Source organism: Niallia sp. (genome assembly GCF_031978665.1).
Classification (GTDB): Bacteria; Bacillota; Bacilli; order Bacillales; family Cytobacillaceae; genus Niallia.
Genome location: NZ_DALZDK010000043.1, coordinates 1 through 25083, shown reverse-complemented (window position 1 = coordinate 25083; position 25083 = coordinate 1). Strand labels below are relative to the sequence as shown.

21 protein-coding genes are annotated in these 25083 nt (G+C 35.0%); 20 read left to right on the top strand and 1 reads right to left on the bottom strand.

Annotation, left to right across the window (positions count from 1 at the left end; all coding sequences use genetic code 11):
• Positions 1-405 precede the first annotated feature (405 nt).
• The 19 genes from RTL21_RS20015 (at position 406) to RTL21_RS19925 (ending at position 22336) form a co-directional block, all read left to right on the top strand.
• Positions 406-795, top strand: coding sequence for an FxsA family protein (locus tag RTL21_RS20015; RefSeq protein ID WP_312098472.1), 390 nt, complete (start codon positions 406-408; stop codon positions 793-795).
• Between the two features lie 312 nt (positions 796-1107).
• Positions 1108-2850, top strand: a complete 1743-nt coding sequence (locus tag RTL21_RS20010; protein ID WP_312098471.1) for a sensor histidine kinase — start codon at positions 1108-1110, stop codon at positions 2848-2850.
• A 2-nt stretch (positions 2851-2852) separates the two neighbouring features.
• Positions 2853-3647 (top strand): response regulator transcription factor, encoded by a 795-nt coding sequence (locus RTL21_RS20005; RefSeq protein WP_312098470.1) that lies wholly within the window; start codon positions 2853-2855, stop codon positions 3645-3647.
• 104 nt (positions 3648-3751) lie between these two features.
• Positions 3752-5071, top strand: a complete 1320-nt coding sequence (locus tag RTL21_RS20000; protein ID WP_312098469.1) for an extracellular solute-binding protein — start codon at positions 3752-3754, stop codon at positions 5069-5071.
• Between the two features lie 36 nt (positions 5072-5107).
• Positions 5108-5242 carry a hypothetical protein gene (locus RTL21_RS19995; RefSeq protein WP_312098468.1) on the top strand — a complete coding sequence of 45 codons (135 nt, stop codon included), beginning with the start codon at positions 5108-5110 and terminating at the stop codon, positions 5240-5242.
• 38 nt (positions 5243-5280) lie between these two features.
• Positions 5281-6159, top strand: coding sequence for a carbohydrate ABC transporter permease (locus tag RTL21_RS19990; RefSeq protein WP_312098467.1), 879 nt, complete (start codon positions 5281-5283; stop codon positions 6157-6159).
• Between the two features lie 72 nt (positions 6160-6231).
• Complete coding sequence (locus tag RTL21_RS19985) at positions 6232-7071, top strand: carbohydrate ABC transporter permease (protein ID WP_312098480.1); 840 nt, start codon at positions 6232-6234, stop codon at positions 7069-7071.
• 22 nt (positions 7072-7093) lie between these two features.
• A complete protein-coding gene (locus RTL21_RS19980; protein ID WP_312098466.1) occupies positions 7094-9211 on the top strand; it encodes a glycoside hydrolase family 52 protein in 2118 nt (705 codons plus the stop codon).
• 138 nt (positions 9212-9349) lie between these two features.
• Positions 9350-9985: a YesL family protein gene (locus RTL21_RS19975; protein WP_312098465.1), complete on the top strand. Its 636-nt coding sequence runs from the start codon at positions 9350-9352 to the stop codon at positions 9983-9985.
• A gap of 132 nt (positions 9986-10117) precedes the next feature.
• A complete protein-coding gene (locus RTL21_RS19970; RefSeq protein WP_312098464.1) occupies positions 10118-10909 on the top strand; it encodes a Nif3-like dinuclear metal center hexameric protein in 792 nt (263 codons plus the stop codon).
• Positions 10910-11230: 321 nt separating this feature from the next.
• Positions 11231-12193 (top strand): ABC transporter permease, encoded by a 963-nt coding sequence (locus RTL21_RS19965; protein WP_312098463.1) that lies wholly within the window; start codon positions 11231-11233, stop codon positions 12191-12193.
• Positions 12194-12205: 12 nt separating this feature from the next.
• Complete coding sequence (locus tag RTL21_RS19960) at positions 12206-13075, top strand: carbohydrate ABC transporter permease (protein WP_312098462.1); 870 nt, start codon at positions 12206-12208, stop codon at positions 13073-13075.
• Positions 13076-13193: 118 nt separating this feature from the next.
• Complete coding sequence (locus tag RTL21_RS19955) at positions 13194-14819, top strand: ABC transporter substrate-binding protein (protein ID WP_312098461.1); 1626 nt, start codon at positions 13194-13196, stop codon at positions 14817-14819.
• A gap of 197 nt (positions 14820-15016) precedes the next feature.
• Positions 15017-15754 carry a DUF624 domain-containing protein gene (locus tag RTL21_RS19950; RefSeq protein ID WP_312098460.1) on the top strand — a complete coding sequence of 246 codons (738 nt, stop codon included), beginning with the start codon at positions 15017-15019 and terminating at the stop codon, positions 15752-15754.
• 193 nt (positions 15755-15947) lie between these two features.
• Entirely contained in the window at positions 15948-17351 is a 1404-nt protein-coding gene (uxaC, locus tag RTL21_RS19945) for a glucuronate isomerase (protein ID WP_312098459.1), read from the top strand.
• A 43-nt stretch (positions 17352-17394) separates the two neighbouring features.
• Positions 17395-18510 (top strand): mannonate dehydratase, encoded by a 1116-nt coding sequence (gene uxuA / locus RTL21_RS19940; protein ID WP_312098458.1) that lies wholly within the window; start codon positions 17395-17397, stop codon positions 18508-18510.
• A complete protein-coding gene (locus RTL21_RS19935) occupies positions 18494-19339 on the top strand; it encodes an SDR family oxidoreductase (RefSeq protein ID WP_312098457.1) in 846 nt (281 codons plus the stop codon). Before uxuA ends, RTL21_RS19935 begins: the two co-directional genes overlap by 17 nt.
• Positions 19340-19672: 333 nt before the next feature.
• Positions 19673-21184: a GH39 family glycosyl hydrolase gene (locus RTL21_RS19930; RefSeq protein ID WP_312098456.1), complete on the top strand. Its 1512-nt coding sequence runs from the start codon at positions 19673-19675 to the stop codon at positions 21182-21184.
• 21 nt (positions 21185-21205) lie between these two features.
• A complete protein-coding gene (locus RTL21_RS19925) occupies positions 21206-22336 on the top strand; it encodes a family 8 glycosyl hydrolase (protein WP_312098455.1) in 1131 nt (376 codons plus the stop codon).
• A 58-nt stretch (positions 22337-22394) separates the two neighbouring features.
• Here RTL21_RS19925 and RTL21_RS19920 read toward each other — a convergent pair whose 3' ends face one another.
• The gene (locus tag RTL21_RS19920; RefSeq protein WP_312098454.1) at positions 22395-23570 is read right to left on the bottom strand and encodes an ROK family transcriptional regulator; all 1176 of its coding nucleotides are present in this window, start codon (positions 23568-23570) and stop codon (positions 22395-22397) included.
• Between the two features lie 358 nt (positions 23571-23928).
• Between RTL21_RS19920 and RTL21_RS19915 the strand changes: the two genes are divergently transcribed.
• On the top strand, positions 23929-24912 hold the full coding sequence (locus RTL21_RS19915; protein ID WP_312098453.1) for an aldo/keto reductase: 984 nt from the start codon (positions 23929-23931) through the stop codon (positions 24910-24912).
• The last annotated feature ends 171 nt before the right edge of the window (positions 24913-25083 follow it).

The window sequence follows — 25083 nt, the reverse complement described above, 5'->3', positions numbered from 1 at the left end:
AAGCATCTTAAAAGATGGATTAGATATTACAGTTGATTCTCGCAGCGGTTATGTTTATAGTGGACATGCTAGCGTACTATAAGTAAGAATCGATTAATAATTAAAGGAAGAATGTTCTTGTCTGAATCATTTAGGCAATGAATATTCTTCTTTTTTATATCTTTTTTCAAAAAAGTATAGGCTGCCTTCCATGCCTGATGCTTCCATTTTCCTTATTAGGGATGTATTCGAGTTGTGTTATTACCATTACCATATAATCGCTTTATAAGCAGAGGCATCACTCAAAAGAGAAATGACATGATTTAACAATGTCATAAAGAAAGAAACAGATAGCTTCCTGCTATCAGCATGAAAGGAAAAAAGGTATAATGAAAGAAAGGCAATACAGATGAGGATGGTGACAACTTGCGAAATTTTATTATTAGCTTGCTGCTTTTACCACTAATTGAGGTCGTAATCTTTCTTTTAGCTGGAAATTTAATTGGAATAACAGAAACCTTATTTATTGCTATAGGAACAGGAATTCTTGGTGGTATCTTACTAAAGAAACAGGGTTTAAAGGCGATTCGAAATGTTCAAGCTCAGTTAAATCAGGGAATGATGCCAGGTGATGCTATTTTAGATAGCTTTTGTGTTCTTATTGGAGGATTTTTATTAGTGTTTCCTGGATTTTTAACAGATATTGTAGGAGCTATTATCTTATTTCCTCCAACAAGAAGAATAGGTAAGAACCTATTAATGAGAGGAATACAAAGAAAGCTGCAAAAGAAAAATAGGGTAACCATTATTCATTAATATAAAGTAAAGAAATGTATGATGACAAACAGTAATAGAAAGAAGAGTCTAGGCTTCTTACAAAAGTAATTAGCTAGACTCTTTTTTTTGCATAATTGGCTTGGCTTAGTTTGTTCGTAAGGGAGCTTCTCATTAAAAAAGGAAAAAATTGTATTTGGAATTTTGGAGGATTCGACTATTAGCAGCAAAATTTACGGAAACAACTTTCTTTAAAACAGAATAGAAAATTATGTTTATTTGTATAATGAATAAACAAAGTAAACTATTTTTTGGTATAATAATGGGGCAAATAAACAGAAAGGCGATAAATGGATGTTCAATTTATTAAGAAAATGGAATACATTAAGGAATCAAATCTTATTTGTTTTTTTATCTGTTATGATAGTCGTTCTTTTATTTGTTAGTACATTGATATTTAATCAAGTGTCCACTTTATTAGAAAATAATGCAGAAAAACAAATTCAGCAAGTAGCGGTTGAAGCAAATGGTAGAATCGAGACCTTATACGAGCAATTAAATATGGCATCAAAGCTAGTAGCTACTAATGAGAAAGTACAAAAGCTTTTAATTAAAGAGTATGAGCAAAGAAAAGTAGCCTTTCAGGAAAGACAAGAATTAATGGGTACAGTCAATACAATTACAGCTAATTCTGATGGTATTTTTTCTTTCCAATTATTTACTCGTAATCAAACGCGTATTTTGCCACTGGACGATGCTAATCTAATGACAAGTCTTGACGCAAGTTGGGTTAAAAAGGCCGATGAAGCAAGAGGAAGTCTTGTTTGGATAGGAGAGGATCCAAATGACAGCAATTATTTTCTTGCTATCAGGAGGGTAAATCTTATTAATCGCAGTTTTGCAAATGGTGGATATATACTTTTTAGTATTTATGCTAATTATTTTCAGTTTGCAAATCAAGCGCTTACAGATGAAACGAATCAATATTTTATGCTTTTAGACGAAGTAAAGAAACCGATTATCACGAATTTTGAGCAATCGAGTGGGGCAATAGTGGAAAGTGATAAAAAAATTATCCGAATAAATGAAAAGGATTACATGATTACGAAAAGTTTTTCCTATGTTACTGGCTGGACCGTTCTCATTCTTACTCCGTTCAATACGTTAACGGAAGGGATAATAGTCTTACGAACAAGTATCGTTTTAGCTGGAATAATTGGACTACTTATTTTCTTTGTATGCTCTTTTTTTCTTTCAAATATTATTACTCGACCAATTATCCGCTTAACAAATACGATGCGATTTGCTAGTGAAGGTTCCTTACCACTGACACCTAACATCGCTTCTGTTAATGAAATAAACGAATTAAATAGTACATATAATCAGCTTGTCAAAGAAACCAATCATTTAATAACAATGGTATACCAAAAGGAAATTATTCGGAGCCGCAGTGAACTAAGAGCATTGCAAGCGCAGATCAATCCTCATTTTTTATTTAATACTTTAGATGCTCTTCATTGGACATTAGAGGAAAAAGAGGAAGAAGAGTTGGCTGAACTTGTTGTCACAATGTCGAATTTATTTCGATACACTATTTCTCGTTCCTCAGAGGAGGAGTGGGTACGTGTAAAAGACGAAATAGCACATATAGAGGATTATATGGAAATAATGAAAATGCGATTTGGAGAGCAATTGAAATGGCATATAAAACTTCCTGAAGCTTTTGAGGAGGTAAAAATCCCTAAATTTTTGATACAGCCATTAGTTGAAAATGCTGTATTGCACGGTGCGGAGAATAAGCTTGGACAATGTACGGTTGATGTGACAGTTGAGCAAGCAGAACAGAATAACACCATCAAGATTAGTGTGAAAGACGATGGCATTGGTATAAGTGCGTCTAAATTACAAAGGATTAAGGAGTCGATGGGAAAAGAGGGAATTTCATCTACGACAGGCAAGGGAATGGCTCTTTCCAATGTGTATAAAAGGCTTACACTCTATTATCCAGAAAGGCAGCAAAAGGGACTCATTATGGAGAGTAGTGAAAATAAAGGAACGTTAATTTCTTTTGAAATTCCAAAAGATGGAGGTATGTAAGGATGTATACAAAAACAATATTGATTGTCGATGATGAGCCAAAATCCAGGGAAGGAATTAAAAAAACATTGGAGAACTGGTCTAATGGCCAAAATGACCAATATCAAATATTATTGGCGGCAAATGCCGATTCTGCAATTGACATCATGGAAAAACAAAAAGTAAACATCCTTATAACAGATATTCGTATGCCAAAAATCACTGGTATAACCATGTTGAAAACGATTAAAGATCAAAAGCACTTACCTGTCGTTATTGTCATCTCTGCTTATTCTGAATTTGAGTATGCTCAAGAAGCTCTTCGTTTAGGAGTTATTAATTATTTACTAAAACCAATAAGCAAAAAGAAATTAATAGAAGCAGTGGAAGATGCCATAATGATCGATAAAAATAGAGAAAGAGTCAATATTATCTCAAAAGTAGTCGATGATAAGTTAATTGACGCGACGGTAACAAATGAATCAGCTAGAGAACCAATTCAGAAAGCTCTACAATATATTGATAAGCATTTAAAAGAAGAATTGACGCAACGAGAAGTAGCTGATCATGTTTATTTAAATCCGAGCTATTTTAGTGTGCTGTTCAAGGAAGAAATCCACTTAACATTTAGTGAATATATAACAAGAAGAAGAATTCAGCATGCTAAAAATCTGCTTATCTCAACAAAGCTTTCGATTGCGGATATTGCCGAAGAGTCAGGATACAAAACAGCTAAATATTTTATTAAAATCTTTAAAGAATTAGAAGGGGCAACACCGAGCGCCTATCGAAAAGCAAATATTGAAAGGGCTTTCTAAAAATAGTTGAACTTTTTCTAATCATTGTTACCTTTTTTGGAAAATACAATAATGATAGACTTTAATTGTAAGATATAACTAGGATGGTATAGGGGGTAGATTTAATGTTTCATAGAAAAACAATGTCAGCACTACTATCTATTGCTTTATTGATGATTTTAGTTTTAGCAGGATGTTCTTCATCCACTTCTTCTAATAATGAAAGCGCTTCAAATGATGGTGATAAGACCGTGATTAAATTCATGCATTTATGGCCAGAGGGAAGTTCTAAAGCTCAATTTACAATTGTAAACGATATCATTAAGCAATATGAAAAAGACCACCCAGATGTAAAAATTCAAACAGAGATTCTTGGAAACGAACAGTATAAAGATAAAATTAAAGTCTTATCTGCTTCTAATGAACTACCAGATGTTGGGGTTACATGGGCAGCAGGATATATGCAGCCATTTGTTAAAGGTGGAATGTTTGCATCATTAGATGATGTAATTGATAGCAATTTTAAAGATCAATTTGTAGCAGGTACAACCGAAGCTTTTGCCATGGATGGTAAAACATACGGACTTCCACTTGAATTAAATATTACACCAGTTTATTACAATAAAGAAATTTTTGAAAAATATAATTTAGAAGTTCCTGAAACATATGATGAGTTCTTAAATGTTGTTAAAACGTTAGCTGATAATGATGTGACACCGATTACTCTAGGTAATAAAGATCGCTGGACTGGTTCTATGTGGTATATGTATCTAGCAGATAGAATAGGTGGGCCAGAAGTATTAACAAATGCGATAAATCGTTCTGGAAGTTTCGAAGATCCAGCACTTGTTCAAGCAGCTGAAGAAATTAAAAAGTTAGTTGATATGGGTGGATTTGTAAAAGGATTCAACGGTTTATCAAATGATGAGGCAAAAGGATACTTTATGAACGAGCAAGCAGCTATGTATTTAATGGCTACTTGGGAATTGCCAAACTATACAACAAGCCCAGATGTTACCCAAGAATTTAAAGATAAAGTAGGATACTTTAAGTTCCCAACATATGAAGGTGGTAAAGGGGACATTAACAGCTATGTAGGTGGTCCTGGAGTTGGACTGTTTGTTTCTGAAAAATCAAAAGTTAAAGAAGAAGCAAAAGATTTTGTAGCATATTTAGTGCAAGAATGGGGCAAAAACTCTGTTAAAGATGCGGGGGTTATTCCAGCAACTGTTGTTGACACATCGAATATTGAGCTAGATCAAATGTATATCGATATTTTAAATGATTTAGGAACAGCTTCCAATTTAACACTATATGCAGATGTTCAAATGAGCTCAGGGGTTGCTCAAGTGCATTTAGATATGATTCAATCACTATTTGGTGGTCAGGCAACACCAAAAGAATTTACGAAAAAACAAGAACAGGCATTAGCTGAGGAAGAATAACGAGAAAATCAGTCAACTAAAATGGTGGAATCTATCATGAAGAAAAGGGATGGATTCCACTATTTAAAAATAATCATTTTGGATATTGTTTATGCCATTTACATTATTGATTTAAGAGAAGGCTTTGTTGATGTCATAAAAAATCGTTTTAGAATTCCAATATTAACGTGACAGAGCTTTTATTAATCAATAAGGAGGGAGAACAGAAAATGAAAAACGTGATGTCGAACAAATGGGTAATCACTCTGTATGTGCTCCCTGCACTATTGCTCATTTTAATTTTAATTTATATTCCTATCGTATTAACAGGATATTACGGCTTAATGGATTGGGACGGTATAGGGACTAAGACATTTATTGGACTAGACAATTATAAAGAGCTCATGAAAGATAAAATGTTCTGGACGAGTACGTATCATTCGGTTTTATTAGCTGTATTTTCTGCGATAAGTCTAATAGCCTATTTAGTAATCTCGTTAATTTTAGCAAGTAAGATTAAAGGAGCAGGACTTCTACGCAAAATTTACTTGATTCCAATGCTTTTATCTTCTGTCGCAATTGCTCAGTTATGGCTGAAAATTTTTGATCCAACCAATGGAATGCTGAACAAGCTTTTGGAAATATTTAGAGTGGAAAACACACCTATATGGCTTGCGGATCCAAACTTGGTATTATACTCCATTTTTATCCCGATCGTATGGCAATATGCAGGTTTTTACATCATTATCTATTATGCAGCCTTAAAAGGAGTGTCAGATGAGATTATTGAGGCAGCTAAAATCGACGGAGCAACGCCATTACAAATTGCTTATAAAATTAAGCTACCATTGATTGCTCCAGTAATCAAAGTAACAATAGTATTAGCAATTGTAGGTTCCTTAAAATACTTTGATTTAATCTATGTAATGACTGGCGGAGGACCTAATGGTGCTAGTGAAGTAATGGCTTCTTATATGTATAAGGAAGCATTTAAAACATATAATTTTGGCTACGGTAGTGCTATTGGCTTTGCGTTATTAATAATCTGTCTTGTGATGACTTGGGTTATTCAAAAATTAACAGCATCAAAAGAAGATGCTCAGTACTAAAGGAGATAGATAATAGTGAGTGAAGTAGTAATACAAAAAAATAATAAAACTGATTTATCCACATCTCCTAAAATAAAAGGAACGATTGGAAGTAAAATAGGATACGGTATTTTGTATATAGTGCTTGGAATAATTGCTATTTTTCAAATTTATCCACTCGTTTGGTTGTTCTTCTTTTCTTTAAAAACGAATCAAGAAGTGTTTGGGTTATCTCCATTTGCACTTCCAAAAGATCCGCAATGGGGCAACTATGTAAAAGTATGGACACAAGGAAACATTAGCCAATATTTCTTTAATAGTGTGTGGATAACTGTTATAGCAGTAGTCTTAACAGTAATACTAGCAAGCTTTGTTACCTTTGCGATTACAAGAATGCATTGGAAATTAAGTAAACTTGTTCTTGGATTATTTATGGTTGGAATCATGATTCCATTGCATTCTACATTAATTCCACTATTTAGTTTCTTTAATCAATTACAACTAATCGATAATCCGATTTCTATCATCTTATCGTATACAGCGTTTAATTTACCGCTAACAATCATGATTTTATTAGGATTCTATCAAGCATTGCCACGGGAACTAGAAGAGGCAGCTGTAATGGATGGTTGCTCGATTCACCGCATATTTTTTCAAATCACGTTGCCAATGACAACGCCTGTAATGGCAACAGTTGTCATTATCAATATGATTTATAACTGGAATGAATTTGTATTCGTTAATACGTTTATTAGCTCTGATAAATGGAAGACATTAACGGTTGGCGTTAATAACTTTGTCGGTCAATATTTAACAGATTGGGGAGCGATTGGGGCAACTTTGATGATTAGTATTATTCCAATATTAATTGCCTTCCTTGTGTTAAGTAATAAAATTGTTGAAGGGTTAGCTGCGGGATCTGTCAAAGGATAATCAAAAGGAGGAATTAAACACGATGCCAAAAAATTTATTTTTTAATGCTCACCATTCTCCAATAGGGGCGTTTTCAAGCTTTACACTAGGTTTTCCTGGTGCTGGTGGTGGATTAGATTTAGAGTTAGGGCGTTCTCCGAAACAGAATATTTATATAGGTGCTGAGAGTTTAGATAAAGAAGGAACATATGAGGCATTTCCATTCTTTGCATATCAAGACGATGATGAGAGCAAAAGATATGATATTGAAAACATGGATCCAGATCCAGATAAGCCAAAAATCATTTATCCTATTTCGAAAGAAAAAATAAAACGCGATTTTCAACTTGGAACAGATACATGGGAATCAGATGATTTATCTTTTACGATTTATTCACAAGTGGAATCAGTACCAGACCCTTTAACTGCGAATGAAGAAGAATTAAAAAGTATTATATTACCAGCCGTGCTTGCTGAATTAACAGTCGATAATACGAGTGGAACAAGTAGTCGCCGTGCTTTCTTTGGGTATCAGGGAAGTGATCCATATACATCGATGAGAAGAGTTGATGATACAATGGATGGCTTTGCTGGTATTGGTCAAGGAAGACTGACTGCTATTGTATCCAATAATCCTGACGTAAAGTCAGCAATGCATTTTAGTCTGGAAAATATTCTCACAAGTCCACAAGAAGAGAACTGGACATTTGGATTAGGGCCATTAGGAGCCCTAGTAGTGGATGTACCAGCCGGAGAAAAAAGAACGTATCAGTTTGCAATTTGTTTTTATAGAGATGGAATTGTAACTGCTGGGATGGATACATCCTATTATTATACTAATTTCTTTAAAAATATTGAGTCTGTTGCAGCATACGCCCTTGAAAACTTTACTACAATCGCAGATCGTGCGAAGAATGTAAATAAAAAAATAGAGGAAGCACATCATTTATCTGAGAATCAAAAGTTTATGCTGATTCATTCCATTCGTAGCTATTACGGTTCAACTCAACTGTTAGATTATGGAGAGCCCTTCTGGGTAGTGAATGAAGGGGAATATCGGATGATGAATACCTTTGATTTAACAGTAGATCAGATTTTCTTTGAGCTAAGGATGAATCCATGGACGGTTAGAAATGAATTAGATATGTTTGTGCAACGATTTAGTTATGAAGATACGGTTCGTTTTCCAAATGATGATACCGAATATCCAGGCGGCATAAGTTTTACACATGATATGGGAGTAGCAAATACTATTTCTCGCCCACAGTACTCTTCCTATGAATTATATGGTTTAGACGGATGTTTCTCACATATGACTCATGAACAGCTAGTAAACTGGGTATTGTGTGCAGCCCTTTATGTTAACCATACCGGTGATCAAAAGTGGCTGAATGCGAATCTGGATATAGTGGAACGTTGTCTTGAAAGTATGCTAAATAGAGATCATCCTGAACCAGATAAACGCAATGGCTTAATGGGCCTAGATTCTTCACGAGTAATGGGTGGTGCAGAGATAACAACCTATGACAGCCTTGATGTATCATTAGGGCAGGCGCGAAATAATATTTATCTTGCAGGTAAGATATGGGCATCCTATATTGCGCTTGAAAGAGTATTTACAGAGAATGAAAGACCTGATTTAGCTAAGATTGCAGGGGAACAAGCAGAAAAGTGCGCTACAACCATTGTGGAGCATGTAACAGAAAGTGGTTATATTCCAGCTGTAATTGGAGAAGGAAACGATTCAAAAATCATTCCAGCAATTGAAGGGCTAATTTTTCCATACTTTACAAACTGTAAGGATGCATTAGATGAAAATGGCCGTTTTGGTGCATATATTCAAGCGCTCAAAACACATCTTGAAACAGTTTTAACAGAAGGAATTTGTCTATTTGAAGATGGAGGATGGAAAATTTCATCTACAAGTAATAATTCTTGGTTAAGTAAAATTTATTTATGCCAATTTATCGCTCGAGAGATTCTTGGCTGGAATTGGGATGAAGAAGGGGCCAAGGCAGATGCAGCACATGTAGAATGGCTAACACATCCCGAGCTATCCATCTGGAGTTGGAGTGATCAAATCATCGCTGGTGAAATCGCAGGAAGTAAATACTATCCACGTGGAGTAACGAGTATTTTATGGTTAGATGAACAGCAATAAACCTCTTTCCCTCCTTGTTGATAGTGATAATATCTAGCAATATCAGATAACTAAACGTAGAATAGCAATTTTTTCTTGAAAATAAAGAACTGAATCATTAAAAGTCTAGTAGGAAAGAAGAAAGTAGAGGGGATTAGCATGTCAAGGAAACAAATGGGGAAGCTATATACCATCTGTGAATGGATAATGAAGCTAGCTTATATTAATTTACTGTGGATATTGTTCATAGGAAGCGGTCTAGTCCTATTTGGTTTTATGCCAGCTACAGTTGCAATGTTTGCTGTTGTCCGAAAATGGTTTAGAAAAGAAACTGAAATTCCCATTTGGAAAACATTCGTCTCTGTCTATAAAAGTGAATTATTGACCAGCAATATCTACGGTTTAGTATTTGTAGTGGCTGGCGCAATGATATATCTAGATTACTATCTAATTTTAAATCTTGATGGAGTAATCCGTATTGTTGCAACAAGTATATTGCTACTTATTTCATGCTTGTATCTGATCACACTTTTATTCTTCTTTCCTGTCTATGTGCATTACCAACTAAAGTTCATGGGCTATTTGAAATATTCCTTTTTTTTAGGTGTTTTAAATATTCATATACTATTGCTCGTCGTTCTTGGATTAGCAGCTGATACATTCCTTTTACTCTATATTCCAGGACTGCTTCCTTTTTTCAGCGGTGTTTCGGTAGCTTGTATCCTAATGTCTAGTAGTATTCTCATCTTTCAACGCTTGCAAAAGCAAGAAATGAATAAAGCAATCACGGAATAAAGAGAAGAGAGTAAGATAGATACTAAATATTCTAGGAGAAAATTAATAGAAAAATATAAAAATTATAGTTTGTATATTGAATGAACAAACTATAGCGTGGTATAATTTGATTAACTTGATGGGGGAGATAGAATGACAAGTATTCAGAGAATTATAGAGAAGCTAATCGAGCCCGCAAGAAAATTTGAATCATCAACAGATGTATTAGTAAAAGGATCGGCTGACGTTGAAGTTGAAGGAATTGTAATCGCCTTCATGCTAACGCAAGAAGTATTAGAAAAAGCAATTTCTATCAGAGCGAATTTAATTATTACTCATGAAGGTCCTTTTTATAGTCATCAAAATTGGAAAGAAGCATATGCCAAAGACCCAATTTGTCTAGCAAAGCTCCAATTAATAGAAGATGCCAATATCAATATTTTTCGTTTTCATGATTACTTTCATCGCTATGATCCAGACGGTATCATGGTAGGTTTGATTCGCAAGCTGGAATGGGAGAAATATACGAAAGAATATCAGTCCACTGCAGCTACTTTAGCTGTGCCAAAGAAATCGGTGACCGAAATAGCAAATTACGTAAAACTTAAACTCGGTATCCCTTTTGTAAGAGTTGTTGGTGATCCATCAATGGAATGCAATAGGATTGGGTTACTTGCAGGTTATCGTGGTGGAGGAGAATTGGTTATTCCTTTATTTCAGGACCAGAATCTTGATTTAGTTATTGCAGGTGAGGGACCGGAATGGGAATCACCAGAATATGTTAGAGATGCTATTCATCAAGGGAAAAAGAAGGCGCTTATCTTAATTGGTCATGCTAGTAGCGAAGAACCTGGCATGGAGTATTTAAAAGCTTTAATGGAAGCTGATTTTCCACATATTCCAGTTTATTACATCAAAGGAAAGCCACTGTTTCATGTTCTTTAAACAGTAGGGAGCATTTTTATAGCTATGCTACCATACTAGTATGTTTTTAGAATGAACAAAAATCTTCACCATCCAGCAATTATTAAATCTTTTCACTTATTATCACTTCATTTGTATCACACGAAATCTTAGAAATAACATCGCTTTAGATAATGGTTACTTCCCTACTTTAATAGGGCTTCTCGCTTTTGTAAAGTAAGCACTTAATTATTATTGTATATTTGCTACATCCTTGTAAGATGTAGCTTTATAATAGTTAGCTACTATGCAATAAATTTGTAAAAGACTGTGGTCTACAAATAATCAGAAATGGGGGGTTTTATGGAAACTGAAGTCGTTCATTCACAAGTAAAAACTGCAAATAAGAAAAAAAGAAGCAAACTCAAAATAACACTAGCTGCTATACGAAAAGATTGGCAGTTATATTCCTTGCTAGTTCTACCGATCATCTATTTATTAATCTTCAAGTATGGACCAATGTTAGGAAATGTTATCGCTTTCAGAAGATATATGCCAGGTGGGAAAATTTATGGAGAACAATGGGTAGGTTTTTATTATTTTGAGATGTTTATTAATGACCCAGTTTTTTGGAATGTATTTAAAAATACACTTATTTTAGGTGGAATTACCTTACTATTTTGTTTTCCAATGCCAATTATTTTTGCACTCCTATTAAATGAAGTAAAGTCAAAGAAATTTAAGAAGTTTGTACAAACTGCATCCTATTTACCGCATTTTCTATCAATTGTTATCATTGCTGGGATGATTTTGCAACTAACTGCATTAAATGGTTCAATCAATGGGATAGTGGAGTTTTTTACAGGAGAGAAAATAAGCTTTATTCAAAGTCCAGAATGGTTTAGAACTATTTATGTCACATCGGAAGTATGGCAAGGAATGGGTTGGGGAGCAATTCTTTACTTAGCTGCATTAACAACCATTGATGAATCCCTATATGAAGCAGCCAAAATAGATGGTGCTAACCGTTGGAAGCAAACTCTGCATATTACGATTCCAGGTATACTGCCGACAATTGTTACACTATTAATTTTGAATATTGGTAGTTTCCTTGCCATCGGTTTTGAAAAAATCTTATTGATTTACAATCCTTTAACCTATGAAACTTCTGATGTTATTTCAACCTATTTATACCGTGTTGGTCTAGAATCAAATAATTTCAGTTATGCAGCAGCTATTGGGTTATTTGAATCCATCATTGGATTAGTACTTGTCTTATCAGCAAATAGCATTTCAAGAAAATTAACAGATCGAAGTTTATGGTAGGGGGTAGATTAAATGAAAGAATCGAAGCAGTACAAAATCTTTAAAGTCTTTAATGTATGTATTCTATTAATTATTATATTTTGTACGCTGTATCCGTTTATCAATGTTGTTGCACAGTCATTTAGCAGTGAGTCCTATATAAATTCAGGACAGGTAAATTTATTTCCAAAGGGCTTCAATGTGGAAACCTATCAAAAGGTACTGTCTGATACGATGTTCTGGATAAATTATAAAAATACAGTTGTTTACACAGTGGTCGGTACTGTAATCTCCATGTTTTTAACAACGATATTTGCATATGCCCTTTCCAAAAGAAGGCTAGTAGGGCGTCGGTTTTTAACGGTATTTGCAGTATTTACGATGTTCTTTAATGGAGGCTTAATTCCTAATTATGTTTTAATCAATGCTTTAGGTTTTGCTAATTCTATGTGGGCTATTGTAATCCCAGGTGCGATTAGTATTTATAATATGCTCATAATGAAATCCTTTTTTGAAAATATGCCTGAAGAGTTAGAAGAGGCAGCATCAATCGATGGATTAAACACATATGGGATTCTATTAAAGATAGTTTTACCTCTAAGTAAAGCTGTAATAGCTACAATGGTGTTATTTTATGCAGTTGCTTATTGGAATTCTTGGTTTAGTGCTTTCATTTATTTAGATAAAAAAGAGTTATTCCCCGTTACGATCTATTTAAGAAATATGATTGCAGGAACAACAAGTGGAATGTCAGCCGGTGCAACTTCAGCCGACAACTTAACACAAATATCCGCAAATATTAAATCTGTAACAATGGTATTAACAATTTTACCGATTTTAACGGTATATCCATTTGTACAGAAATACTTTGTTTCTGGTGTAATGTTAGGCTCTGTTAAGTAAAAAACAGAGCCAGCCTGTAAAAGGGAGCTCAGCGTAGTTGTTTTTCCTAAGGATATACGCCTGCTTTAGCGAAAAATGACTTTACGCTTTTCCTATATATATAAGGGGAGGAAATATTATGAAAGAAAGTTGTAAAAAGGTTGGGCTATTTCTAGGGTTATTCATGTTAGTACTACTAGCTACAGCTTGTTCCAATGATGATGCAGCTAGTAATGAGGCAGAAGTATCTACAAAAGGTGCGATGGAATCTTATAATGCAGGAGACACCTTTAAAGCAACTGAACCATTTGATTTATCTATTTTATATATGGATCAGCCAACATATCCATATAAAGAAGATTGGCTACTATGGGATAAGATTAAAGAAATCACTAATGTCACATTAAAGCCGACTATCGTACCAATGAGTGATTACACACAAAAAAGAAGCTTGTTAATTAGTTCAGGGGATGCTCCAATTGTTATTCCAAAAACATATCCAGGGGAAGAATCTGCTTTTGTAGCATCAGGTGCGGCACTTCCAGTAAGCGATTACATTGATAAAATGCCTCACTTCAAAGAAAAAGTAGAAAAATGGAATCTAGATTCTGAACTAGATACTTTACGTCAAAATGACGGCAAATTCTATGTTCTTCCAGGTTTACATGAAGAAGTTTGGCCAGATTATACATTAATTGTAAGAACGGATATCTTTGAAGAAAATAACATTGCTATTCCAGCAACTTGGGATGAACTTTATACAGCAATGAAGGAATTGAAAGAAATCTATCCAGATTCTATTCCTTTCTCTGATCGTTTTACTTTTAATAGTACGCTAAATATTGCAGCAACAGGCTTTGGAACAAAAGCTGGTTGGGGATTTGGAAACGGATTATCTTATGATCAAGATGCAGATGAATTCGTTTATGCGGCTACAACTGATGGTTATAAAGAAATGCTTACTTACTTCCATAAATTAGTAGAAGAAGGTTTGTTAGATGAAGAGAGCTTTACACAAAGCGATGATCAAGCAGTACAAAAATTTGTGACTGGCAAATCATTCATTATTAATGGTAACTCTCAAACAATTAATCTACATCGTGTCGATATGGATAAAACATTAGGAAAAGGAAATTATTCTATTTCAAAAATTACTGTTCCTGGTGGTCCAGCTGGTCAATTAATGTCAGGCTCTAGATTAGAGAACGGTGTAATGATTACTTCGAAAATTAAGGAAAGTGAAAATTTCGAAGCAATTCTGCAGTTTATTGATTGGCTATACTACAGTGATGAAGGTCAAGAATTCACGAAATGGGGAGTAGAAGGTACAACATTTACGAAGGAAAATGGAGTAAGAAAATTAACAGAAGATATTAATTATAATGGTTTAAATCCGAATGGAACAAAGGATTTACGAGTTGACTATGGATTCTCTGGTGGTGTCTTTGCCTATGGAGGAACGACAGATTTACTTCATTCCATGATGAGTGAAGAAGAGATTAAGTTCCAAAATGATATGAAAGCAGTAAAAACACCAAAACCAACAGATCCGCTAATTCCTTATTCTATTGAAGATAGAGAAAAAGCAACGTTACAAAGTACACCTTTAAAAGACTATACAAACCAAAACACATTAAAGTTTATTTTAGGTACACGTGATTTAAGTGAATATGATGCATTTGTCAAAGAATTAAAAAGCCAAGGCTTAGATCAATATGTAGAAACAGCAAACAAAACGTATCAAGAGTATAAGAAAAATAACTAAGAAAAGCGGAGGGCACCCGTATAGGGGTGTCCGGAGCTAGACACCTATTGACTTCAAAACCTTATACTTTCTTAACTGTTAAAAAATGATAAGGTATCTTATAGCATGCAGTTATTTAATACAAAAGCTTGTAGGATACCTTATCCTATCTATTTATTCTTATTGCGCTATATCTATTCTGAAAGAAGGTGAAAAGCATGGAACAAAAAAAAGAGTTTGGTCAAGGGATTCTATTTACTTTCAGTAATTATATATATTGGATATTATTAACAAATATTTATTTTGTTGCAACAAATGCACTATTTATTTTTTTCTTCATGACATTAACACCGTCGTTTTCTAATATTGGATTGTATGCTCTTGCATTAATTCCGTCTGGACCTGCTATATCAGGCTTGTTTTATTCGATGGAGAAATTAGTAAGAACGAAGGAGTTGTCTCCAACTGCCGACTTTTTCTATGGCTATCGATCAAATTTGAAAGGAACATTTTTCATCTGGACAATAATCCTTGCGATATACTTTGTATTACTCATCGATTTACAATACCTCCGAATAACAGTAACTCCAATCAATCAAATAATTTTTGTCGTATTACTTGTACTTACTCTTATCTGGACGATGCTAAGTATAAATATGCTAATAATCAACTCGCGGTTTACTTTCCGAATAAGAGATTTAGTAAAGCTATCTGCGTATTATCAGTTTATTAAGTTAAAAGAAACCCTCGGAAATATATTGATATTATTTCTAGTTGCCTTTGCGACAGTTATCACCACTGATTTCTTGGTTGTTTTTATTGCTAGTTTAATTGCAATGATCATGATGTTTAACTCTAGAGCTATGTTAAATCATATTGAAAGTAATTTTCTAAAGAAATCGTCTTCAAATAATGAGGGAGAAACCTGTAATACTCAACATGTACCTGGTTCATAAATCAATTGAAGGGGAATGAAGGTGTTAAATATTAAAGTAGTAAGGGCTTCTTTAAGGGACGAAAATATCTAAAAAGAAAATTTTTTTATTTGATTGGAGAAGCAGGGAATATGTGTAACTGCCGCGAAAGGAATGGGGTATTCACAAATAGGTGCTATTGTTTCTATATTTCTTATGAAAAGAGGGGATAGTTTTGTTGAAAGTAATGGAGGAAGATTTCTTATTGCAAAATGAGTCAGCAAAAATTCTGTATCACGAATATAGTAAGTCAATGCCCATAATGGATTATCATTGTCACTTAAGTCCAAAGGAAATAGCGGAAAATAAATCATTTCAGAATATTAGCGAGCTTTGGCTAGCAGGTGATCATTATAAATGGAGAGCAATGCGATACTTTGGCATAAAAGAAGACTATATTACAGGGCAAGCAAGTGATTATGAAAAATTCCAAGCATGGGCAAAGGTTCTTCCCTACTGTATTGGAAACCCGTTATATCATTGGTCCCAATTAGAATTAAAAAGATATTTTCAGGTTGATTTTGCATTAAATGAAGATACTTGCAATAAAATCTGGAATATTTGTAATGAGAAGCTTAAGCAAAAAGATTTTACTGCCCAAGGGTTTATTGCTAAATCTAATGTTGAAATGATTGGCACAACAGATGATCCTTTGGATGACTTAGCGTATCACAGCATGATAAAAGAAAATAAGGAAATCAATACGAACGTTCTACCATCCTTTCGCCCTGATTCTTTGCTTGAAATTAATCAAGAATCGTTCCTTTCTTATGTAAAGGCATCGGAGAAGAAAGCGGATACAAAAATTGTGGATTACGAGCATTATCTAAATGCCATTAGAAACAGGGTTGATTACTTTCATCAAAAAGGATGTAGAATAGCAGACCATGGGTTAGAAACATTACCATTTGAGGAATGTACGTTAGGGGAGGCTAGTCGCATTTTTCAAGCAAAGCTAGAGGGAGCGTTTATTTCCAAACAAGAGGAGGATAAGTTTAAAACGTATACATTCGGATATCTTGGGCGTTTATATGCCTCCTTAAACTGGGTGATGCAATTGCATATTGGAGCAAAACGAAATAATAATGATCGGAAGTTTCATACCTTGGGGGCAAATACAGGATTTGATTCGATTAATGATTTTAGCTTGGCAAAGCCTCTTAATCAATTTTTAAATAGCTTGGATAAAGATAGTCAACTGCCAAAAACAATCCTTTATTCGTTGAATCCCAATCATGGTCCAATTATTGCATCTGCAGCTGGTAACTTTCAAGCAACTGGAGTGAAAGGGAAAATACAATGCGGGGCTGCATGGTGGTTTAATGATCATAAGGATGGAATGCTAAATCAAATGAAAGATTTAGCGAATATAGGGGCTTTGTCCACGTTTATTGGGATGTTAACAGATTCTCGAAGCTTTCTATCCTATACACGTCATGAATATTTTAGAAGAATTCTTTGTAATATGTTAGGGAGTTGGATAGAAGATGGAGAAGTACCGAAAGATTATGGCTTTATTGGAAAAATAGCACAGGATATCTCTTATTATAACGCAAAAAATTATTTTGAGATTGATTGAATCATATATTGTAATGAGATGATTTTATGGGAGGGCTATATTGGTGAAGACAACCTTTAGGTGGTTTGGTAGAGATGATGACAGTGTTTCTTTAGAACATATTAGGCAAATACCTGGAATCGATGGGGTAGTAGGAGCATTGTTTGATATTCCAGTGGGAGAAGTGTGGCCAGAAAGTAGAATCATGGAGCTAAAAGAAGAAATCAATAGAAATGGTATGAGTCTCGAAGTAATTGAGAGTGTAAATGTTCATGAAGACATTAAACTTGGACTCCCATCACGGGAAATATATATTGAAAATTACAAGCAAACGATTCGTAATCTGGCAAAGGCTGGGGTGAAGGTTATTTGTTATAATTTTATGCCGATTTTTGATTGGACGCGCTCTAATCTAGCAAAGGAACTTCCTGATGGTTCAACTGTACTAGCATATGAAAAGGGAAAAATAGAGTCAATTGAAGCAATGGTTTTAATTGAACAAATGGAGAATTCATCGAATGGATACTCCTTGCCAGGGTGGGAACCAGAAAGGCTTAAATCTATTAAGCATTTATTCCAATTATATAAAGATGTAACAGAAGAAGATTTATTTGACCATCTTCAATATTTTTTAGAACAAGTGATACCAATAGCAGAAGAATGTGATATAAAAATGGCAATCCATCCAGATGATCCGCCATGGTCTGTTTTTGGATTACCAAGGATTGTTCTTTCAAAGGAGAATTTAGAAAGAATTGTTAAGCTTATTGATAGTCCATCAAATGGTTTAACAATATGCTCCGGTTCTTTAGGAGCAAATCCGAATAATGATATTTTAGATATACTAGGTCATTTTTTGAAATTGAAACGTGTACCCTTCGTACATATTCGAAATATCAAAATTGCAGCAAATGGGGATTTTGAGGAAACTTCACACAGAAGTACAGAGAGAGGAACTCTTGATTTATATGAAATAGTGAAGAAACTCCACGAACATGATTTTAATGGCTATTTTCGTCCAGATCACGGCAGAATGATTTGGGGAGAGAAGGCTAGACCTGGTTATGGACTTTACGATCGAGCTTTGGGAATGATGTATATATTAGGTATTTGGGATAGTTTGGAGAAAAACAAAAAAAGCATGAAGAAAGGGGCAGGAAAAAATGTTGCCATTAATTGAAAATCTATCAGGAAAAGTAGCAGTTATTACAGGTGGTGGAGGCGTGCTTTGTAGTTGTATGGCAAAAGAGCTAGCCAGACAAGGTGTAAAAGTAGCTCTTCTTAATCGTACATATGAAAAAGCACAAAAGGTAGCTGAGGAAATAAATAACGAGGGTGGAAGTGCAATTGCTGTTGCATGTGATGTAGTCGATGTGCAAAGTGTAAAGGAAGCAGAGAAAATTGTATACGAGACTTATGGAAGCTGTGACATTCTTATTAATGGGGCAGGAGGAAATCATCCAAAGGGGATTACTTCAGAAGAAATTCTTCGCATAGAGGATTTGGATAAAGAAGGGATAACGAGTTTTTTTGATTTAACCATTGAGGGATTTTCTTTTGTATTTAATCTAAATATTATCGGGACATTGATTCCAACACAAATATTTTCCAAGCAAATGATTGAAAACGGTGGCACCATTATAAATATTTCTTCGATGAGTGCACCAAGTCCGATGACCAAAGTACCTGCCTATAGTGCAGCAAAAGCAGGCATTGAAAACTTTACTAAATGGATGGCTGTCCATATGGCTGAAACAGGCATCAGAGTAAATGCTATTGCACCAGGTTTCTTCTTGACCAAGCAAAATGAAGCATTACTTAAAAATGCAGATGGCACTTATACAGAACGTACAAAGAAAATATTGGCACAGACACCTGTCAGAAGATTAGGGAAACCAGAAGATTTATTGGGAACATTATTATGGCTAGTTAATGAAGAAACAAGTGGTTTTGTTACAGGCATCAGTGTTCCTGTAGATGGAGGGTTCATGGCTTACTCGGGTGTTTAGCAGATAAAGTGCTCGGAAAATATTTCCTGGGAAATGTTGACATTGAGGAATAGTGGAACCGTCCAGCAGAGTTGATTTATCACCGAATTATTTATTTAGGTTGTTTTCTAAAAGTTTGTTAATTTTATCAATAGGAAAAGTAAATTGTTAGACATCCTGTGCCATGTGAATAATGGAAACTCATGGGTGGGGACGACAACTAATTTTATTTTATAGAGGCGGTATTCTCTATCTTACAAAGTAGATAGAGAATACACTGTCCAAATAATAATATATTACTAGAAAGATTTTACTTATGAAAATGTATGTGACTAGAGAATAGGAGAGAAGGAAATGGAACCTATTATTATAGCAGCAAAAGGGAAGGAACAATTAACCGAAAATTGGAAGTATTGTATTGGAACAGGACGACTTGGGTTGGCTCTTCAGAAAGAATACCTTGATCATCTTAAAATAATTCAAGAGAAAATTGGTTTTAAGTACATTAGAGGGCATGGCTTACTTTCCGATGATGTTGGTATTTATCGAGAAAGGATGATAGGAGATGAAGTGAAAGCGTTTTATAATTTCACTTATATTGATAGGATTTTTGATTCTTTCCTTGAACTAAATCTTCGTCCGTTTATTGAATTTGGATTTATGCCAGAATTGCTGGCTTCTGGTGATCAAACGATCTTTTATTGGAAAGGAAATGTTACACCTCCGAAAGATTATCAAAAATGGAGTGATTTAATTACAGCAGTAGTGAAACACTTTATTGGGCGTTATGGATTAGAAGAAGTAAAAAAATGGCCATTTGAGGTTTGGAATGAACCAAACTTAGTGAATTTTTGGAAGGATGCAGATAAGCAAGAGTATTTTAAGCTATATAAAGTAACTGCGCTGGCAATTAAAGAGGTAAACCAAGATTTACAGGTTGGGGGTCCAGCAATTTGTGGTGGCGCGGATGAGTGGATTGTTGAATTCTTAGATTTCTGTCATACAGAAAAAGTGCCAGTTGATTTTGTCAGTCGTCATGCATATACATCACAAAGTCCAAAGAAAATTACTTCTGATTACTATTATCAAGACCTAGTGGACAATACGAATATGCTTCACCAATTTGAGGTAGTCCGTGGTCTAATTAAAGATTCAGCATTTTCTGATTTGCCATTCCATATTACTGAATATAATACTTCATATAGTCCGATAAATCCAGTTCATGATACACCATTGAATGCAGCTTATCTTGCACGGATATTGAGTGAAGGCGGAGACTATGTAGACTCTTTTTCCTATTGGACATTTAGTGACGTTTTTGAGGAAGCAGATGTTCCGAAAGCTCCATTCCATGGAGGGTTTGGGTTAATGGCTCTTCATGCCATTCCAAAGCCGACCTTTCATTTATTTAGCTTTTTTAATAAGCTTGGAGGAGAAATACTGTATCGTGATGCACAAGTTATTATCACTAGAAAAGATAATGGTACCATTGCGCTTGTAGCTTGGAATGAGGTGGTGGAAAAAGGTGATGGTTTTGAAAAGGAATTATTGATTAAGATACCAGTTGACAAGAATGAGTACTTCCTTAAGCGGCAGAGTGTGGATGAAAATCATGCGAATCCTTGGAAAGTGTGGAAAGAAATGGGGAGACCACGTTTTCCAGACAAACAGTCAGTTGATACATTAAGAGAAGCTTCCATACCAAAGCTTACGACGACAAAACTGAATAAAGAAACAGATGGCTATATCGAGCTTCCTATTACTCTTACAAAAAATGAAGTGACGCTAATTGAATTAAGTGAAATAAAGGATGAAACAGAAACATATGAAGGATTAGATGATAGTCTTATACCTTCCTACTCTTAAAAGAAAGGAGTGAGAGTTTACGTGAGCGGTGCATTTAATACAGGTACATATCGGAATGTTTTTAAGGAGCTGGGTTATACAGATTCAGCTATCCATACAAAAATAGAGGATGCGTGGACACAAATTTTTTATGGAGAGGATGACACTAGAATTTACTATTCTTCTAGTGATGGTGGTTATTTATTAGATACAGGTAATCTCGATGTAAGAACGGAAGGTATGTCCTATGGAATGATGATTGCAGTCCAGCTAGATAAAAAGGAAGAGTTTGATCGAATTTGGAATTGGACAAAGAAGCATATGTACATGAACACAGGAGAAAATGCTGGCTACTTTGCTTGGTCTTGTAATCCAGATGGATCGAAGCGATCGTACGGGCCAGCACCAGATGGCGAAGAATTTTTTGCGCTTGCCTTATTTTTTGCATCCCATCGATGGGGAGATGGAGAAGAACCTTTCAACTATGGTCAACAAGCGAGAGATTTATTGCGAACATGTTTGCATAAAGGGGAAAATGGGGACGGCTACTCCATGTGGAATTTAGACAATAAGTTAATAAAGTTTGTCCCTAATTGTGAATTTACCGATCCATCTTACCATCTACCTCATTTTTATGAGCTATTTGCTTGCTGGGCATATCGAGAAGATCAAGAGTTTTGGAAGGAAGCGGCAATGGCAAGTCGTGAATATATGAAACTAGCTTGTCACCCAGAAACTGGTCTCGCCCCTGAATATGCCTATTATGATGGTACACCAAATAATGAAAAGGGCTATGGTCATTTTTATAGCGACTCTTATCGAGTTGCTGGTAATATTGGACTTGATTATGAATGGTTTAGAGGAAGTGAATGGGAAAGACAAACTGCTAATAAAATTCAGAACTTTTTTGCAGATATTGATCCTGAAGATTACCGAAGATACACGATTAATGGAGTTCCTTTTCCTGAGAAATCACTTCATCCAATTGGGTTAATAGCAACAAATGCAATGGCCTCTTTAGCAGCAGATGGACCGAATGCGAAAAGAATGGTTGAATTATTTTGGAAGACACCAATTCGAAAAGGGGAAAGGCGCTATTATGATAATTGCTTATACTTCTTTAGCCTCCTGGCTTTAAGTGGCAATTTTCGAATTTGGAAGCCGAAGGGATAATACCTCGACTATTCCTTCCATATTACGGGATCCTTATTTAAAGGAAAAGTAGGCAGCATTAATCAGGCTGCAGCATAAATCGAAGGAAATTCTCTGTTGAAAATGCTGCAGCCCCTAAAGCGGAAGAAGAAAAATCGATATCAGAGAAATGTATAGCAAGTTCCGATTGGTGAAAGGGTAAAGTATGGTTGCTAATCATCTTTTTCACTCGTGGCTCTATCCATTTTTTTGCTAAGGTTAGGCGATTACCAATAATGATTTGTTCTGGATTAAAGGTATGAATGATATTAATGATACCTGCTCCTAAATGATCACCAACTTCATGGAATAAATGGATTGCTACGTTATTTCCTTCGTCGGCAAGCATAATCAAGTCATTTAAATGGATTTTATTTTTTTCTCCCAGCTTTAATTCGATAGCTTTGGTTAAAAGGTATTGTTCTGAAGCATATAGTTCCCAGCAGCCTTTATTGCCACACCGACATTTCATACCGTCTTTTTGAATCGTCATATGCCCAATTTCTCCAGAATAACCAAGGCTTCCTTTATACAATTCACCGTTCATAATAATTCCGGCACCAATTCCAATTCCCGCGCTTACATAGATAAGATTTTGATAAGGCTGTCCTTGTCCAAATTCCTTTTCTCCATATGCTCCTGCGTTTGCTTCATTTTCAATTAAGACTGGAAGATGAAATAGTTCTTCTAATTCACTTTTGAGAGGAAGGTTTTTCCACTCTAGATTTGGAGCAAGTAAAATCTCGCCTTCCATGTTTATAATCCCAGGTACTCCAACACCAATTCCAATCACGCCATATGGAGATTTAGGTGCATTCTTTATTAAAGAAGTAATGAGATTTTTTATTATCTGCAACGTATCTTCGTAAGTGAAATTCACATACTTTTCATGGTTTTGATAGAGGATATTTCCTTGTAAATCAGTTAAAATCCCTAATATATAATTGACACCTAGGTCAATTCCAATCGAATAGCCAGCATGTTGATTAAATAACAGCATGACTGGTCGTCTGCCTCCGCTCGATTCTCCATGACCTGATTCATAAATTAACTGTTCATCAATCAGCTCTGATACTAAGGAGGAAACCGTACCTTTTGTTAATCCTGTTTGTTGAGCAATTTCGGCTCGAGAAATAGGAGCATTGTTTTTAATTAAATACAAACAGAGTGATTTATTTTCTTTTTTGACTAATTGCTGATTCCAAGTAATATGCATAGTTATTCCTTGTCTCCTTTTATCCTATTTCTTATCTGCTTATTTTGAAAAAAATCTTAATGGTTTCCTTTTCCTACTTCAAAAATTTGTTTAGTTCGTCCATTCTTAATTGATTAATTATACTACAGTTTTTCTATGAGCCAAAACTTAAAGAGAATGGATAGATTGTTTATGATTGTTTGTTTATTTAATATACAAACTTTTGGTTGATTGCTATAATTTCTATAGGAACGCTTATCTGATGAAAGGAGTAGAAAAGCAATGATTCGTCCAAATACAGTTTTTCTTCCTATTTATCAGATGCCGTTCATCTTATGAAATGGCGTATGGAGTCTTAGCCGATGGAGGTGCTCAAAAATTGAATTACAGAAATTTAGGAAACACAGGACTAAAAATCAGTGAAGTAAGTTTCGGTACATGGGCTATTGGTGGTTCATGGGGCAAGGTTGATGACAGTGAAGCGTTAAAATCTCTAGACATGGCAATTGAAAAAGGCGTAAATTTTTTTGATACTGCAGATGTGTATGGCGATGGTCATAGTGAAGAACTACTTGCTAAGGCAACGAAGGGAAAAGAAGATCAAATTCATATTGCGACAAAATTTTGCCGTGGAGGAGATATTTTTGCGAAGGAAACATACTCCTTAGATAGTGTCCGTCAGTATTGTGAAAATAGTTTAAAGCGATTACAAAGAGAAGCAATTGATTTATATCAAATTCATTGTCCACCAACAGAAGTTTTACAAGATGGTCAAGTTTTTGAAGTGCTTGATAAATTGCAGCAAGAAGGAAAAATTCGCAATTATGGAGTAAGTGTTGAAACCGTAGAAGAGGGGCTTATATGTTTGCGAAATCCGAATGTAAAGGCGTTGCAAATAATATTTAATATTTTTCGCCAAAAACCTCTTGAGGCTTTAATTCCTGAAGCTGCGAAAAACGGTGTCGGAATCCTCGTTCGCCTTCCATTGGCAAGTGGGTTACTTACAGGGAAATTTACGAAAGAGCATTCTTTTGATGAGGATGACCATCGGAAGTTTAATGAAAATGGGGAGGCATTTAACGTAGGGGAAACATTTGCTGGCCTAGGCTTTGCGAAGGGTGTGGAATTAGCAAACGAGCTTACTTGGATTGCTAATGGTCGAAAGTCAATGGCTACAGCAGCATTACGATGGATATTGGATCAGGAAGGTATTTCTTGTGTTATCCCTGGATTCAAAAATCGAAAGCAAATTGAACAAAACTTAAAGACTTTAGAGGAAAACCCATTTAATGATGAGGAATTACAAACGTTAAAAACTTTTTATGAAGAAAAGGTTAAAAACGCTATTAGAGGTCCTTACTAAATTAGTCTTAGAAAGGAAAAGGCTGGGACATAAGTATTCCAGTCAAAGTTAAAGCCAAACAATTACACGAAATTCGGATGATTGTTTGGCTATTTTAAATAGTTTGTAAAAAGGCGGTTTCAGTTGTTATCACCCGCAGCCTGAATACACTCCGCTTTCCGTGGGGCTCGC

Coding starts and splice junctions, on each gene's coding strand:
- RTL21_RS19980 (WP_312098466.1), top strand. CDS start 7,094: ATGCCAAAAAATTTATTTTTTAATGCTCACCATTCTCCAATAGGGGCG.
- RTL21_RS20010 (WP_312098471.1), top strand. CDS start 1,108: ATGTTCAATTTATTAAGAAAATGGAATACATTAAGGAATCAAATCTTA.
- RTL21_RS19920 (WP_312098454.1), bottom strand. CDS start 23,570: ATGCATATTACTTGGAATCAGCAATTAGTCAAAAAAGAAAATAAATCA.
- RTL21_RS19935 (WP_312098457.1), top strand. CDS start 18,494: ATGTTGCCATTAATTGAAAATCTATCAGGAAAAGTAGCAGTTATTACA.
- RTL21_RS19960 (WP_312098462.1), top strand. CDS start 12,206: ATGAAAGAATCGAAGCAGTACAAAATCTTTAAAGTCTTTAATGTATGT.
- RTL21_RS19930 (WP_312098456.1), top strand. CDS start 19,673: ATGGAACCTATTATTATAGCAGCAAAAGGGAAGGAACAATTAACCGAA.
- RTL21_RS20000 (WP_312098469.1), top strand. CDS start 3,752: ATGTTTCATAGAAAAACAATGTCAGCACTACTATCTATTGCTTTATTG.
- RTL21_RS20005 (WP_312098470.1), top strand. CDS start 2,853: ATGTATACAAAAACAATATTGATTGTCGATGATGAGCCAAAATCCAGG.
- RTL21_RS19990 (WP_312098467.1), top strand. CDS start 5,281: ATGAAAAACGTGATGTCGAACAAATGGGTAATCACTCTGTATGTGCTC.
- RTL21_RS19950 (WP_312098460.1), top strand. CDS start 15,017: ATGGAACAAAAAAAAGAGTTTGGTCAAGGGATTCTATTTACTTTCAGT.
- RTL21_RS19965 (WP_312098463.1), top strand. CDS start 11,231: ATGGAAACTGAAGTCGTTCATTCACAAGTAAAAACTGCAAATAAGAAA.
- RTL21_RS19970 (WP_312098464.1), top strand. CDS start 10,118: ATGACAAGTATTCAGAGAATTATAGAGAAGCTAATCGAGCCCGCAAGA.
- RTL21_RS19975 (WP_312098465.1), top strand. CDS start 9,350: ATGTCAAGGAAACAAATGGGGAAGCTATATACCATCTGTGAATGGATA.
- RTL21_RS19995 (WP_312098468.1), top strand. CDS start 5,108: ATGAAGAAAAGGGATGGATTCCACTATTTAAAAATAATCATTTTGGAT.
- RTL21_RS19955 (WP_312098461.1), top strand. CDS start 13,194: ATGAAAGAAAGTTGTAAAAAGGTTGGGCTATTTCTAGGGTTATTCATG.